The 12,765-nt window shown below is 71.3% G+C and carries 12 protein-coding genes and 4 tRNA genes; 6 read left to right on the top strand and 10 right to left on the bottom strand.

The annotated features are described in order from the left end of the window. Positions 1 to 98: 98 nt before the first annotated feature. The 6 genes from VMS22_10700 to rph form a co-directional block, all read right to left on the bottom strand. Positions 99 to 171: transfer RNA gene (locus VMS22_10700), tRNA-Lys, on the bottom strand. A gap of 38 nt (positions 172 to 209) precedes the next feature. After that, positions 210 to 285, bottom strand: a tRNA-His gene (locus VMS22_10695). Between the two features lie 30 nt (positions 286 to 315). Then, positions 316 to 389: transfer RNA gene (locus tag VMS22_10690), tRNA-Arg, on the bottom strand. 14 nt (positions 390 to 403) lie between these two features. After that, positions 404 to 477 (bottom strand) — tRNA-Pro (locus VMS22_10685). A gap of 52 nt (positions 478 to 529) precedes the next feature. Beyond that, positions 530 to 1,126, bottom strand: coding sequence for an RdgB/HAM1 family non-canonical purine NTP pyrophosphatase (gene rdgB, locus VMS22_10680; GenBank protein HXJ34489.1), 597 nt, complete (start codon positions 1,124 to 1,126; stop codon positions 530 to 532). Further along, positions 1,123 to 1,881 carry a ribonuclease PH gene (rph, locus tag VMS22_10675; protein HXJ34488.1) on the bottom strand — a complete coding sequence of 253 codons (759 nt, stop codon included), beginning with the start codon at positions 1,879 to 1,881 and terminating at the stop codon, positions 1,123 to 1,125. Before rph ends, rdgB begins: the two co-directional genes overlap by 4 nt. A 97-nt stretch (positions 1,882 to 1,978) precedes the next feature. Between rph and VMS22_10670 the strand changes: the two genes are divergently transcribed. The 4 genes from VMS22_10670 to VMS22_10655 all read left to right on the top strand — a co-directional run bounded on the left by VMS22_10670 (position 1,979) and on the right by VMS22_10655 (position 5,518). Further along, positions 1,979 to 3,031 (top strand): sigma 54-interacting transcriptional regulator, encoded by a 1,053-nt coding sequence (locus VMS22_10670; protein ID HXJ34487.1) that lies wholly within the window; start codon positions 1,979 to 1,981, stop codon positions 3,029 to 3,031. Beyond that, positions 3,028 to 3,489, top strand: coding sequence for a response regulator (locus VMS22_10665; GenBank protein HXJ34486.1), 462 nt, complete (start codon positions 3,028 to 3,030; stop codon positions 3,487 to 3,489). The genes VMS22_10670 and VMS22_10665 overlap by 4 nt, the downstream gene beginning before the upstream one ends. A gap of 49 nt (positions 3,490 to 3,538) precedes the next feature. Continuing rightward, positions 3,539 to 3,718: a hypothetical protein gene (locus VMS22_10660; GenBank protein HXJ34485.1), complete on the top strand. Its 180-nt coding sequence runs from the start codon at positions 3,539 to 3,541 to the stop codon at positions 3,716 to 3,718. A 66-nt stretch (positions 3,719 to 3,784) separates the two neighbouring features. Next, positions 3,785 to 5,518 carry an AMP-binding protein gene (locus tag VMS22_10655; protein ID HXJ34484.1) on the top strand — a complete coding sequence of 578 codons (1,734 nt, stop codon included), beginning with the start codon at positions 3,785 to 3,787 and terminating at the stop codon, positions 5,516 to 5,518. Here the strand turns inward: VMS22_10655 and VMS22_10650 are convergent. Then, the gene (locus VMS22_10650) at positions 5,493 to 7,040 is read right to left on the bottom strand and encodes a class I adenylate-forming enzyme family protein (GenBank protein HXJ34483.1); all 1,548 of its coding nucleotides are present in this window, start codon (positions 7,038 to 7,040) and stop codon (positions 5,493 to 5,495) included. The two genes, VMS22_10655 and VMS22_10650, sit on opposite strands and share 26 nt — an antisense overlap. Continuing rightward, positions 7,037 to 8,461 carry an amidase gene (locus VMS22_10645; protein ID HXJ34482.1) on the bottom strand — a complete coding sequence of 475 codons (1,425 nt, stop codon included), beginning with the start codon at positions 8,459 to 8,461 and terminating at the stop codon, positions 7,037 to 7,039. The genes VMS22_10650 and VMS22_10645 overlap by 4 nt, the downstream gene beginning before the upstream one ends. A 91-nt stretch (positions 8,462 to 8,552) precedes the next feature. Here VMS22_10645 and VMS22_10640 point away from each other — a divergent pair, with 91 nt between their 5' ends. After that, on the top strand, positions 8,553 to 10,340 hold the full coding sequence (locus tag VMS22_10640; GenBank protein HXJ34481.1) for a protein O-GlcNAcase: 1,788 nt from the start codon (positions 8,553 to 8,555) through the stop codon (positions 10,338 to 10,340). Between the two features lie 160 nt (positions 10,341 to 10,500). Here the strand turns inward: VMS22_10640 and VMS22_10635 are convergent, their stop codons facing one another. Continuing rightward, positions 10,501 to 11,130 carry a hypothetical protein gene (locus tag VMS22_10635; protein ID HXJ34480.1) on the bottom strand — a complete coding sequence of 210 codons (630 nt, stop codon included), beginning with the start codon at positions 11,128 to 11,130 and terminating at the stop codon, positions 10,501 to 10,503. Positions 11,131 to 11,225: 95 nt separating this feature from the next. Next, positions 11,226 to 11,972: an SDR family NAD(P)-dependent oxidoreductase gene (locus VMS22_10630; GenBank protein HXJ34479.1), complete on the bottom strand. Its 747-nt coding sequence runs from the start codon at positions 11,970 to 11,972 to the stop codon at positions 11,226 to 11,228. A 64-nt stretch (positions 11,973 to 12,036) separates the two neighbouring features. Here VMS22_10630 and VMS22_10625 point away from each other — a divergent pair, with 64 nt between their 5' ends. Continuing rightward, positions 12,037 to 12,693, top strand: coding sequence for an O-methyltransferase (locus VMS22_10625; GenBank protein HXJ34478.1), 657 nt, complete (start codon positions 12,037 to 12,039; stop codon positions 12,691 to 12,693). Positions 12,694 to 12,765 lie beyond the last annotated feature (72 nt).

Here is a 12,765-nt window from a genome sequence, read left to right as displayed (position 1 = left end):
CGAGGCACCAACTGCCACCGCTACAGCCACCGAGCCCGCGACGGCGAAGCCGGCGCTCGGCCTAGGTACGGAGTGATCGGATTGACGGACGAGAAAAATGGGCCGCGCAGGAGTCGAACCTGCGACCCGCTGATTAAGAGTCAGCTGCTCTGCCAACTGAGCTAGCGGCCCGCGGGGTGGGAGCGTCTCATGGCGCCCCACCGATCAAATGGGGTGGGTGAAGGGATTTGAACCCTCGACCCTCGGATCCACAATCCGATGCTCTGCCTACTGAGCTACACCCACCAGTGTCTGTCGTCGTTCGTCGTCGCGGAGCGCGCCAGAAGGGATTCGAACCCCTGACCCACGGCTTAGAAGGCCGTTGCTCTATCCACCTGAGCTACTGGCGCATCACCTTCTGAGGTCGGGGCGAGCCGATTCGAACGGCCGACCACCTGCGCCCAAGGCAGGTGCGCTACCAGGCTGCGCTACGCCCCGCTGAACCTCCCTTTTCTTAGCATGGGTAAGGCTGGACCCCCTAACACGGCCCCTATGGGGACGCAATGTTGAGCTTCGTCCCGAGCGCGCGGATCGCGCGCGCTCGGTGGCTGATGCGCGCCTTGTCTTCCGCCGTCGCGTCGCCGATCGTGCGACCGAGCTCCGACGAGATGAAGATCGGGTCGTAGCCGAAGCCCGTGGTCCCGCTCGGCGCGAGCGCGACGCGCCCTTCGCACGTGCCCTCGGCCGACACCACGCGCCCGTCCGGAAACGCCAGCACGACGACGGCGCGAAAACGCGCGCCGCGACGCTCGGGCGGTACATCGGCGAGCCCACGAAGGAGCTTCTCGATCCGTTCGGCCGCCGACGCCCCGTACCGGCTCGACCGCAGGCCCGGCTCACCGCCGAGGGCGTCGACCTCGATGCCTGAATCGTCGGCGAGTGCGGGCAGCCCCGTGGCGTCGCGCACGGCGACGGCCTTCAACGCGGCGTTCGCGAGGTACGTCTCGCCGGTCTCCTCGGGCAGGACCACGCCCGGGAAGTCGGCGAGGGAGAGGACCTCGATCGGACCCCACTCGGCGACGAGCGCCGCCAGCTCCCCCACCTTCCCGGCGTTGGACGTCGCCAGCACCAGGCGCGGCGGGATCATCGACGCGGCAGCGTGATGCCGGCCTCGCGCAGCGTGTCGCGTTGGATCGCGCCCAGGCGCTCGATGCCCGTATTCGCGAGCGCGAGCAGCTTGTCGAGCTGCGCGCGCGTGAAGGCCTTCCCCTCCGCCGTGCCCTGCACCTCGACGAAGCGGCCGCTGCCGGTCATGACGACGTTGAAGTCGACCTCCGCGCGGTGGTCCTCCTCGTAGCAGAGGTCGAGCAGCGCCCTGCCGCCGACGATGCCGACGCTCACCGCGGCCACGCTGCCGGTGAGCGGCATCTTGTCGATCAGCCGATCCTTGCGCAGGCGGTTGAGCGCCAGCACGAGCGCCACGTAGCCGCCCGTGATCGACGCCGTGCGCGTGCCGGCGTCGGCGTTCAGCACGTCGCAGTCGATCAGGATCGAGCGCTCGCCGAGCGCGTCCATGTCGACCACGGCGCGGAGGCTCCGCCCCACGAGCCGCTGGATCTCCTGCGAGCGCCCGCCCGGGCCGCGCCGCTCGCGCTCGACGCGCTCGGGCGAGCTGCGCGGCAGCATCGCGTACTCGGCCGTGACCCAGCCCTTGCCCTGGCCGCGCATGAAGGGCGGCACCGAGTCCTGGACCGTGGCCGTGCACACCACGCGCGTCTCCCCGGTCTCGATGAGGACCGATCCCTCGGCCGCGGGCATGAACCCCGGGGTCATCCGAACCGGCCGAAGTTCCGTCGCTTTTCTGCCGTCGGCGCGACCCTTTTGACGCTTGCGCTCAACCATTTCGAGCCCCCGACCGATATAGCAACTGACGCGTGACAAACATGACGGGTGCCGTCCATAGCACGACGCCCGGGTGGATGGGGAAGAGGCGACGCACGTGACGACCAATCAGCCAGAAGCTGCTCCGCTGCTCATCGGCGAGCACGCCCTGATCCAGAAAATCAGCCTGCTCGTCCGGAAGGTCGCCCCGACCGACGCGACCATCCTCATCATGGGGGAGAGCGGGACCGGCAAGGAGCTCGTGGCGCGCGCGGTGCACGCGCTCAGCCAGCGCGGCGACCGGCCGTTCATCCCGGTCAACTGCGGCGCCATCCCGGCCGAGCTGCTCGAGTCCGAGATGTTCGGCCACGAGCGCGGCGCGTTCACCGGCGCGATCGGGCAGCGCGCCGGCATGTTCCAGCTCGCCAACGGCGGCACGATCTTCCTGGACGAGGTGGGCGAGATGAGCCCCACGCTCCAGGTGAAGCTCCTGCGCGTGCTGCAGGATCGCGAGGTGCGCCCCGTCGGCGGCGACCGGCCGCTCAAGGTCGACGTGCGCGTGCTCGCGGCGTCGAACAAGGACCTCGCCGCCGAGGTGGAGGCGGGACGCTTCCGCGAGGACCTCTTCTACCGCCTGCAGGTGATCCCGATCGTGATGCCGCCCTTGCGCGAGCGCCGCTCGGACATCCCGTTGCTCGTCCGCCACTTCCTCGAGAAGCACAACCGCAAGCGTGCGGGGCGTGCCTGCACCATCACCGAAGAGGCGATGGTGCACCTGTGGGAGTACGACTGGCCGGGCAACGTGCGCGAGCTCGAGAACCTGCTCGAGCGCCTCGTGATCCTCTCCGAGGACGGCACGATCGGCCTGCAACAGCTCCCGGCCCAGATCCGCTCCCTCATCTCCGAGAAGAAGATCCCGCGCCCGACGCTCGGCGAGCACGGCCTCGACCTCAATACCGCCGTCGAGGAGTTCGAGAACCGTCTCATCGAGGAGGCGCTCCGCCGCACCAAGGGCAACAAGCAAGCCGCAGCGCGTCTGCTCGGGCTGAAGCGCACGACGCTGGTCGCGAAATTGCGACGGCGGCGCGGGCCCGACTCAACACCCGATCCCGAGCTCGATAACGACACCGACGTAGAGACCGAAGCGTCTGAATCCGAGGCGACCGAATGACGACTCCCCAGAGCCCCCATCTCGTCCTCATCGTCGACGACGACCCGACCACCTGCGCGCTCACCGCGACGATCCTCGAGCGCGAGGGCTACCGCACGCGCTCGTGCTCGAGCGGCCGCGACGCCCTGGCGGCGGTCGAAAAAGAACCGGTGGCGCTCGTCCTCCTGGACGTCATCATGCCGGGTATGGACGGCTTCGAAGTCTGCGCCCGCCTGCGCGAGACCGAGAAGGGGAAGCGCCTGCCGGTGATCCTGCTCACCGGCCGCGACGACGTCGACACGCGCCTCGAGGGCATGCAGTCCGGCGTCAGCGAGTTCCTCGCCAAGCCGGTGACCCGACACGAGCTCCTCGCCCGCGTGCGCGCGCAGCTCCACATCGTCGACCTCACCCGTCAGCTCGAGACCGTCGAAGACAACCTGAAGCAACGCACCGGCGCCCCAGCGCCCGCTACCCGCTAGGACCCACATCCAACCATCCCTCTAGGACGTACGAGGAGAGAGGACTCCGATGGCCAAGGACGACGACGTACTGATCCAGCTCGCGACCCGTATCCCGAAGACACTGCATCGGGAGATCAAGCTCCATTGCGTGTCGCTCGGGATCTCGGTGATGGAGTTCGTGGCGGACGCGCTCGAGGACAAGCTGCGCCGACCGCAGGCCGCGAAGAAGCGCGCGTCCGCTCGCTAGTCCGCCACGCGCTCTCCGCGCTCGTGCTTGCGCGCGCGGCGAGCCCCCTGCTACGCGAGGTTCCCCATGGACCTCGCCGCCATCGTCGCCGAGCTGAAGCGGTCGCCCGACACGTTCGGGCCGTTCGTCCGCCAGCAGGCCGCGGCGATCCCCGACCAGGTCGCGCTCAAGTTCGAGACCGAGCGCGTCACCTACGGCGAGTACGACGCCCTGGTGAACCGCCTCGCCTGGGTGCTGCGCCGCGACGGCGTCACTGCGGGCACACCGGTCGCGATCCTCGCCCCGAACAGCCCCCTCTTCCTCGGCGCCATCGGCGCCGTCGCGAAGCTCGGCGCGATCGGCGCGCTCATCAACACGCACGTGACCGGCGCGGGACTGACGCACGTGCTCGCCGCCTCCGGCGCCACCGTCGGTATCTGTGATGCGTCCGCGCTGCCCGCTCTCGCCGAGGTCGCAGGCACGCATCCGGTGCGCTTCCGGGTCGACGCCCCGGGCGGCACGTCGTTGCCATGCGGCGTCCGGCTTCTCGGCGACGCCGGTGCGCCCGACCCGGCGCCCGAGCCCGACATCCCCGACGTCCGCGGCGGCGACGTGTTCCTCTACATCTATACGTCGGGCACGACGGGCTACCCGAAGCCCGCGATCGTGCGGCACCTCCGCTTCACCATGGGCGGCGTCTCGCTGTCCCAGCTCCTCGGCATCGAGCCCGGCGAGACCATCTACGCGCCGCTGCCGCTCTACCACGGCGAGAGCCTGTTCGTCGGCTTCTCGCCCGCGTTCCGGGCGGGTGGGTCGTTCGCCTCGCGGCGCGCCTTCAGCGCGCATGCGTTCCTGAACGACGTGCGGCGCCACGAGGCGGTCGCGTTCGTCTACGTGGGCGAGCTGTGCCGGTATCTGCTGCGGCTGCCGCCCTCGCCGCACGACCGCGACCATCGCCTGCGCGTCGCCGCGGGCGCCGGCCTCCGTCCCGACATCTGGACCGCGTTCAAGGAGCGGTTCGGGCTCGCGCGCATCATCGAGATGTACGGGGCGACCGAAGGCAACGTCGCGCTCCAGAACCTCGACAACCGTCCGGGGTCGGTCGGCAAGCCGCACCCCATGCTCGAGGATCAGGTGGAGCTCGCGTGCATCGACCTCGCGACGGGCGGGCTCGTCCGCGGCGCCGACGGACTCGGGGTGCGCTGCCCGCCGGGCGAGGCCGGCGAGCTCCTCGGCAAGGTCGGCCTGGCGGGCGCGATGGAGTACGACGGCTACACCGACCGCGAGGCGACCGAGCGGAAGCTCGTCCGCAACCTCTTCGTCGAAGGCGACGCGTGGTTTCGCAGCGGCGACCTGCTGCGGCGCGACGCCGAGGGCTACTACTACTTCGTCGATCGCCTGGGCGACACGTTTCGCTGGAAGGGCGAGAACGTCGCCACCATGGAGGTCGCCGATCGCCTCAACTCCGCGCCCGGCGTGAGCGAGGCCAACGTCGTGGGCGTCACGATCCCGGGCGAGGACGGGCGGGCCGGCATGGCCGCGATCGTGCTCCGACCCGGCGCCGCATTCGACCCATCGGCCTTCTACGCACACGCCGAGAAGGAGCTGCCCCGCTACGCGCGCCCCGCCTTCGTCCGCGTCGTGCCGGCGATGGACGTGACCGGGACGTTGAAGCAGCGAAAGCACACGTTCGCCTCCGAGGGCTACGACCCCAAGGCGGTCACCGATCCGCTCTTCGTACGCGACGACGACGCACGCAGCTACGTGCCGCTCACCGCCGAGCGCTATGCCGCGGTCACGAGCGGGCAGCTTCGGCTGTGAGCCGCGCCGCTTCCTCGCGCAGGAGTGCCTTGTCGACCTTGCCGCTGCCCTTCTGCGGCAGCTCGTCCTCGCGCCGGATCCACACGACGCGCGGCACCTTGTAGCTCGCGAGCCGCTCGCGCGCGTGGGCGACGAGCGCATCCGGCGTCGCCGGCGCCTTCAGCACGACGAACGCCGCCACGCTCTCGCCGCGCGCCGCATCGGGGACACCCACCGCGTGCGCGGCCGCGACCGCCGGGTGCGACATCAACACCGCTTCCACTTCGGCCGCGGCGACGTTCGCGCCGCCCGACTTGATGACGTCGCGCAGGCGTCCGATGAAGTGCAGCGCGCCGCGCTCGTCGATGCGACCGAGATCGCCGGTGTGGAAGAACCCGTCCGCGTCGAAGCACGCCGAGCGCTCGTGCTTGTGGTAGCCCGACATCATCGTGGGGCCGCGCACGCAGATCTCGCCCTCGGCGCCGGCCGGCAGCGGCGCGCCGCTCGAGGGGTCGGCGATGCGGAGCTCGCGACTTCCGACCGCGGGGCCGTGGCTCGACACGCGACGCTCCTGCGGCGCGTCCCACGGCCAGGCCGAGCACAGCGGCGGCGTCTCCGTCATCCCGAACGAGCTCGTCGCATGGTGCTCGGCCGGGTAGATCTGCGCTGCCCACTTCGTGTTGGCGCCGACGCCCTTGCGCAGGTGCAACGTCGCGGCGCCGAAGCGCGGGTGGGCGATCAGCGCCTCCGCCTGGTGCGGCCACGCGAAGAAGACCGAGACGCGCTCGCGTTCGAGCAGCCCCAGCGTCTCCCCGGCGTCGAACACCTCCTGCAGCACGACGGCGCCGCCCGCCGCGAGCGTCGTGAGGCCGACGGCGACGAGGCCGCCGGCGAAGAAGAACGGGAGGTAGCCCCACGTGCGGTCGTCGGGCTCGATGCCGAGGACGCGAACGTTCTCCTGCGCCGCCAGCGCGAGCGCGCGCTGCGTGTGCACGGCACCCTTCGGCTCCGCGGTCGACCCCGACGTGAAGAGGATCGTCGCCGGATCGTCGGGCGCGGCGGCGGATTCCGCGCCGGCGGGCGGCGGCCTCGTGATCGGGCCCAGGTCGATCGCCGCGTTCCCGCGTGGCGTATCGAGCCACACGACCTCGCGCAGCGCGAGCGGCGTGCCGGCGGCGCTCAAGGTCCACGTGTAGTCGTGCCGCAGGAACGTCTGCGCGGAGACGAGGAGCTCGACGTCGGCGAGCTCGAGCGCGTGGCGCAGCTCGCGCGGCCGGTACAGGGTCGAGATCGGCACCAGGACGCCGCCGCGCTCCCAGACGCCGAAGGCGATTGCGAGCCACTCGGGCCAGTTGGGGGCGAGCAGCCCCACGTGCGTCCCCTTCTCCACCCCGAGCGCCCCGAGCCCGGCGGCGATGGCGTGCGCCTGCGTGCCCAGCTCGGCGTAGGTCACGCGACGGCGGGCCGAAATGAGGGCTTCGCGTTCGCCGAAGCGCGCCACGCTCGCCGCGAGAAGCGCGGACAGCGTCGCGATGTCGCTCACGGCGTCCCTTGCGGCTCCCCGGGCCAGCGCGGATAGGGTCGCGCGCGCTCGAACGCCTGCGCGACCCGCAGCAGCAGTCGCTCCTCGCCCCGCTCGGCGACGATCTGCACGCCGATCGGAAGGCCGTCGTCGCCGAGACCCGCCGGCAGCGAGATCGCCGGATGGCCGGTCATGTTGAAGGGATACGTGAACGCGACGGCGTGGATGGGCGAGGCGAGCTTGTGGCCGTCGATCACGTCGGGCATGGGACCGCCGGCCGGGAACGCCGTCGTGGCGCACGTGGGCGTCACGAGCAGGTCGTAGCGCGCGAAGAGGTCCGCCACCTCCTCGTTCAGGCGGTAGCGCTCCTGCTGGAAGCGCGCGACGTCGGCGGCGCCGAGGCGCGCGCCCAGCTCGACGCCCTTCAAGAACCCCCGCCCGAACTCGTCGCGCTGGCCGTCGATCATCGACGCGAGCCGGCCGTTGGTCTGGAAGGCGTTGAGGAGACCCCACCCCATCCCGACGTCGGTCAGACGAACCGTCGGCTGATCCACCTCGACGTCGAGCGCGCGGCCGAGCGCACCCGCCGCTTCGGCGACCACACGGCGAACGTCGGGCGCCACGTGCCCGTACCCGAGGCTCGCGAGATGGGCGACGCGCAGGCGGCGCGGCGTCTCGTCGAGCCCGTCGGCGAACCGGTAGCCGGGGTGCTGGAGCGAGTCGGGATCGTACGGATCGTAACCCACCACCGCGTCGAGCCAGATGGCCGCGTCGCGCACCGTACGCGTGAGTGGGCCGCGCGAAACGGTGTCGAGCCAGTCGCGGAACTCGAAGCGGCCGCGCGGAACGCGCCCGAACGTCGCCTTCAGTCCGACGAGCCCCGTGTACGACGCGGGAATGCGGATCGAGCCGCCGCCGTCGCCGCCGGTCGCGCACGGGACGATGCCGGCCGCGACCGCCGCCGACGAGCCGCCGCTCGACCCGCCCGGCGTCCGCGCGAGGTTCCAGGGATTCCGCGTGACGCCGAAGAGCCGGTTCTTCGTGAATGCCGTCGATCCGAACTCCGGCAGGTTCGTCTTTCCGAGCGGGATCGCTCCCGCCCGCCGCGCGCGCGCCACCTGCGTCGAATCGTGTTCCACCATCCCGCCACGATACGGCACCGATCCGTACGTGGTCGGGAAGCCGGCCAGGTCCTCCTCGTCCTTCACGCCGAACGGTACGCCCGCGAGCGGCCCCGGATCTTCCCCGCGCGCGATCCGCGCTTCGAGCGCCTTCGCATCCTCGAGCGCCGCCTCGGCTCGCAGGGCCACGAAAGCGTTGAGGATGGGATTCAACCGCTCGACGCGTTCGAGCGTTCCCCGCATCACCTCGACCGGCGACACCTCCCGCCGCCGGACCGCGTCCGCGATCACGTGTGCCGGAGCGAAAGCGAGATCGTTCACGTCTCGCACTCTGCCCGAGCGCGTCGCGCCCTGTCCAGCCCGGGGCCGCGCGGGTTGCCCGCGAGGGCGCGGTCGACGTATAGCGCCCGCGATGTTTCGCGGCCTGGCGCTCGCGGCGATCGGCCTCGCGCTCGCCGCGTCTCCCGTCATGGCGAAAAAAGTGCTGCCGCGCATGCGCGGCGTGGTCGAGGGCTACTACGGACACCCGTGGTCCGGCGAGGCGCGCCGCGACGTCATCCGCTTCATGGGCGCCCACGACCTCAACACGTTCGTCTACGGGCCGAAGAACGATCCATACCATCGCGACCGCTGGCGCGAGCCGTACCCGGCGAGCGACCTCGCGGACCTCCGCGCGACGGTGCGGGTCGCCGAGAAGGCGAAGGTGCGCTTCGTGTACGCGCTCTCGCCCGGGATCGACATCTGCTTCACCTGCAAGGACGATTTCACCGCGCTCACGAAGAAGCTCCGGCAGCTCGCGCGCGCCCGCGTGCGCCACTTCGCCCTCTTCTTCGACGACCTCTTCGGCCGCACGATCCATCCCGGCGACGTCGAGGAGTACGGCGGCTCCGACGGCCCGGCCCTCGCGCGTGCGCACGCCAATCTCACCAATCGCGTCGACCGCTGGCTGCGCGCGCACCACCTCCCGGGCCTCGCCTTCATGATCCCGTCCGACTACGAGGGCACCGAGTGCCACCCGTATCACACGGAGCTGGCGGCGAGGCTGCGACGGCGGATGCCCGTCGGCTGGACGGGGCCCGGCGTCTTCTCGACGGCCCTCTCGGGCGCGGAGGCGCGGGCGCGCGCGGCGTGCGTCGGCGATCACCCGGTCGTCCTGTGGGACAACTACCCCGTGAACGACGCCGTCCTCTCGTCGAACCTCCACATGGGCCCGCTCACCGGACGCGACGCCGAGCTCACGCGCGTCGTGCACGGCCATCTCCTGAACCCCATGACGCAGGCGCACGCGAGCCTGGTCGCGCTCGGGACGGCGGGCGCCTACTTCCGCGATCCCTCCGGCTACGATCCCGAGGCCGCGTGGGAGACGACGCTCGCCGAGCTCGATCCGGGCGGCGGGCTCGCGACCTTCGCCGCGCAGACGCGCAGCTCGCCGCTCGACCTGGACGACGCCGCGGCACTCGGCGCCGCCCTCGGCGGCGCCTCCTCCACGTACACGAGCGCCGATTGGGCGGCCGCGATGGATGCGCTCGCCTCCGAGATCGCAACCCAGGCCGCGGCGCCGGCCGCGATGGACGCGAGCCTCGGCGGGAGCCCGCTCGCGAGCGAGATCGCCCCGTGGGTCGCCGAGCTCGCCGCCCACACGAGCAGTGCGACCGCCGCGATCGACCTGCTCCGCTCGATGAAGCCCGCGTTCCAGACGCTCGCCACGAAGCTCGCCGGCGGCATGCTGCACGTGACCGGCGTCGCCGTCGGTCCCGACGACGCGAAGGTGGCGGCCCTCGGCCCGACCTTCGCCACGCCACCGCCCGTGCGCGGGTTCGCCGATTTCGGCGATCTGGTCCGGTGCATGGGCGGCCCCGGCGCGCTCATCAGCGCCGACATCAACTTCTGCCCCCAGTACGGCCTCAACGTCCACGGCAAGTCGCTCTACGTCTACCCGCGCACCTCGCGCGACCTCGAAGTCGTCACCGGCCGCAACGTCCACGAGCACCTGCTCGCCTTCGTCGCGGAGCGCTACGCCGACTACCTCGCGCGCCAATCCCCAGGCTCGACCACCCTGACGCTGACGCTGGAAGGCACCCCGGTCACCCTCGGCACCAACGGCGCCTTCGACGTATCCATCCCAACCCCACCGAGCGGCCGCGCACGTCTGGTCGTCTCGACCGCCGCCGGCGACACGACCGCCGCGGACGTCCCGTAAGCGCGAGCGAAGCGTCGCGAGGTCGGGGGCGAAGCGGAGGCGCCTGCGTAGCGGCGCGACGAAATGCGAGACCGTGACGCGCCGAATGTCTTCTCGCGCGGCGGAGCCGAAGCCGAAGCTTCGCCCCCGATCTCGCGCCCCCGACGCCCCGCGGCGCAACTTACGGCGTAAGCCCGCCGGACGAGAACGTGTACCCGGTCGGGGGGTTCGGCCCCGACGTGCGCCGGATGCCGAACCCGAAGACCTCGATCCCCGTCCGATCCCCGACCACCAGCGTTCCCAGCACCTCGCTGTTGATCGTCGTCGACACGTTGCACGCACCGTCCACCACGATGCAGCACGCCGTGGGGCTCGAGCCCTGGAACGGAAGATCGGCCGTCGTGCACGGGCCCTGCGCGCAGCGGTGCGTGGTCGCGCGCACGAGGATCAGACCGCAGAGGGTCTGGCCCTCGCAGCCGGAGTTGATCCCCCGCAGGGTGATGTCGATCTTGAAGTCGCCGTTCGGCCGTGCCCTGCCCGACGCCTTGCCGTAGCCCGCGAGCAGGCTCCCGTTCACGAATCCGCACAGGGGATCGCTCCGCACGGCGGGATAGCAGGCGGGCAACGCCGGAACGCCCATGGTCGTCGTGTTCGGCGCGGTGCACTGCTGGTAGGCCGTGACGAGCGGCGCCTTCAGCGTCTTCGCGCGCTTCGGCTCGTCGTGGAACGCACCCGCCACTCCACCGAGGACGAGCACGCCCGCCACGGCCGTGAGGCACGGACGGGAAGCGCGGAGCGCGGCGGAAATCACGATCGGGCCTCCAGATCTCGAGCAGACGACAACGTAGTGTCCCTCGGGAGGCGTACTTCGGCGCCGGTTGAGCTGTCAAGGTAAAATGAGGCGCCTCACGCGGTCGCGCCGCCGTCGACGGGGAGTGCGACGCCGGTGACGTACGAGGCGTCGTCCGAGGCGAGAAACGCCGCGACGGCGGCGATCTCCGCCGGTCGCGCGATGCGGCGAAGGGGCACCTGCTTTGCGACCTGCGCCGCGTCGATGCCCGCGACGCCCAGGAACCCCCGCAGGAGCGCCGTGTCGACCCCGCCCGGGCAGAGGCAGTTCACCCGCACGCCATGCGGGCCGTACTCGCGCGCGAGCGACCGCGTGAGGGCGACGACGCCGGCCTTCGACGCGCAATAGGCTTCGTTCATCGCCTGCCCCTCGAGGGCCGATTGCGACGCCGTGTTGAGGATGACGCCGCCGCCGGAGCGCAGGTGCGGCAGCGCGATCTGACAGGCGCGATACACGGCGCGCAGGTTCACCGCCTGCGTGCGATCCCAGTCGGCGGGCGCGAGCCGATCGAACGGCACGTAGGTACCGACGCCCGCGTTGTTGAAGAGCACGTCGAGGCGGCCGAAGCGCTCCACGGCAGTGCGCACGAGCGCCTCGAGATCCGCGTCGCGCGTGACGTCGGTGCGAACGAACACGGCGCGGCCGCCCGTGCGCTCGATCTCGCCCGCGAGCGCGGCCCCACCGTCGTCGACGTCGGCGCCGACGACGATCGCCCCCTCGTCCGCGAACCGCTCCATCGATGCCCGGCCGATGCCGGCCGCGGCACCGGTGATAATCGCCACGCGTCCCTCGAGTCGTCGCATGCACATCGCTTCGCGCGCGGCCCGGCCACCTGTCAATGCGTCGCCCGGATGCTATGAGCCGCGCATGCACGCCAAGTTCACGGCCCTCACCCCGGAGCTCTATGAGTACCTCCTCGCGCACAACCCGGCCCAGGACCAGGTGCTGCGCGATCTCGCCGCCGAGACCGCCGCCCTCGGACCGATCAGCATGATGCAGGTCGCCGTCGAGCAGGGCGCATTCCTCACCTGGCTGGTGCGCCTGCTGGGCGTGCGGTTCGCAGTCGAGATCGGCACCTTCACGGGCTACAGCGCGATCTCGATCGCGCGCGGGCTGCCGCCGGGTGGGCGGCTGCTCTGTTGCGACGTGAACGAGGAGTGGACGGGCATCGCCCGCCGCTACTGGCAGCGCGCCGGGCTCACCGATCGGATCGAGCTGCGCATCGCACCGGCGCTCGAGACGCTGGCGGCGCTGCCGGCGAGCCCCCAGGTCGATCTCGTCTTCATCGACGCGGACAAGCCGAACTACCGCAACTACTACGAGGCGCTCCTGCCCCGGCTGCGGCAGGGCGGCGTGGTCGTGTTCGACAACGTCCTGTGGGGCGGGTCGGTCGCTGACCCCGAGAAGTCGGACGAGTCGACGACGGCGATCCGCGCGCTCAACGACTTCGTGGCGAGCGACGAGCGGGTCGAGGCCGTGATGCTGCCGATCGCGGACGGGATCACGCTCGTGCGGAAGAAGTAGACGCGCGGACCGGTCGGGGCGCGAGGTCGGGGGGCGACGCTTCGGCTTCGGCTCCGCCGCGCGGGAAGACAT

Source organism: Candidatus Eisenbacteria bacterium, assembly GCA_035577985.1.
Classification (GTDB): Bacteria; Desulfobacterota; Binatia; order DP-6; family DP-6; genus DATJZY01.
Note: the sequence above shows the minus strand (reverse complement) of the source record. Positions and strands in the feature narration are given on the sequence as shown.

Coding starts and splice junctions, on each gene's coding strand:
- VMS22_10640 (HXJ34481.1), top strand. CDS start 8,553: ATGTTTCGCGGCCTGGCGCTCGCGGCGATCGGCCTCGCGCTCGCCGCG.
- VMS22_10660 (HXJ34485.1), top strand. CDS start 3,539: ATGGCCAAGGACGACGACGTACTGATCCAGCTCGCGACCCGTATCCCG.
- VMS22_10625 (HXJ34478.1), top strand. CDS start 12,037: ATGCACGCCAAGTTCACGGCCCTCACCCCGGAGCTCTATGAGTACCTC.
- VMS22_10630 (HXJ34479.1), bottom strand. CDS start 11,972: ATGCGACGACTCGAGGGACGCGTGGCGATTATCACCGGTGCCGCGGCC.
- rdgB (HXJ34489.1), bottom strand. CDS start 1,126: ATGATCCCGCCGCGCCTGGTGCTGGCGACGTCCAACGCCGGGAAGGTG.
- rph (HXJ34488.1), bottom strand. CDS start 1,881: ATGGTTGAGCGCAAGCGTCAAAAGGGTCGCGCCGACGGCAGAAAAGCG.
- VMS22_10665 (HXJ34486.1), top strand. CDS start 3,028: ATGACGACTCCCCAGAGCCCCCATCTCGTCCTCATCGTCGACGACGAC.
- VMS22_10655 (HXJ34484.1), top strand. CDS start 3,785: ATGGACCTCGCCGCCATCGTCGCCGAGCTGAAGCGGTCGCCCGACACG.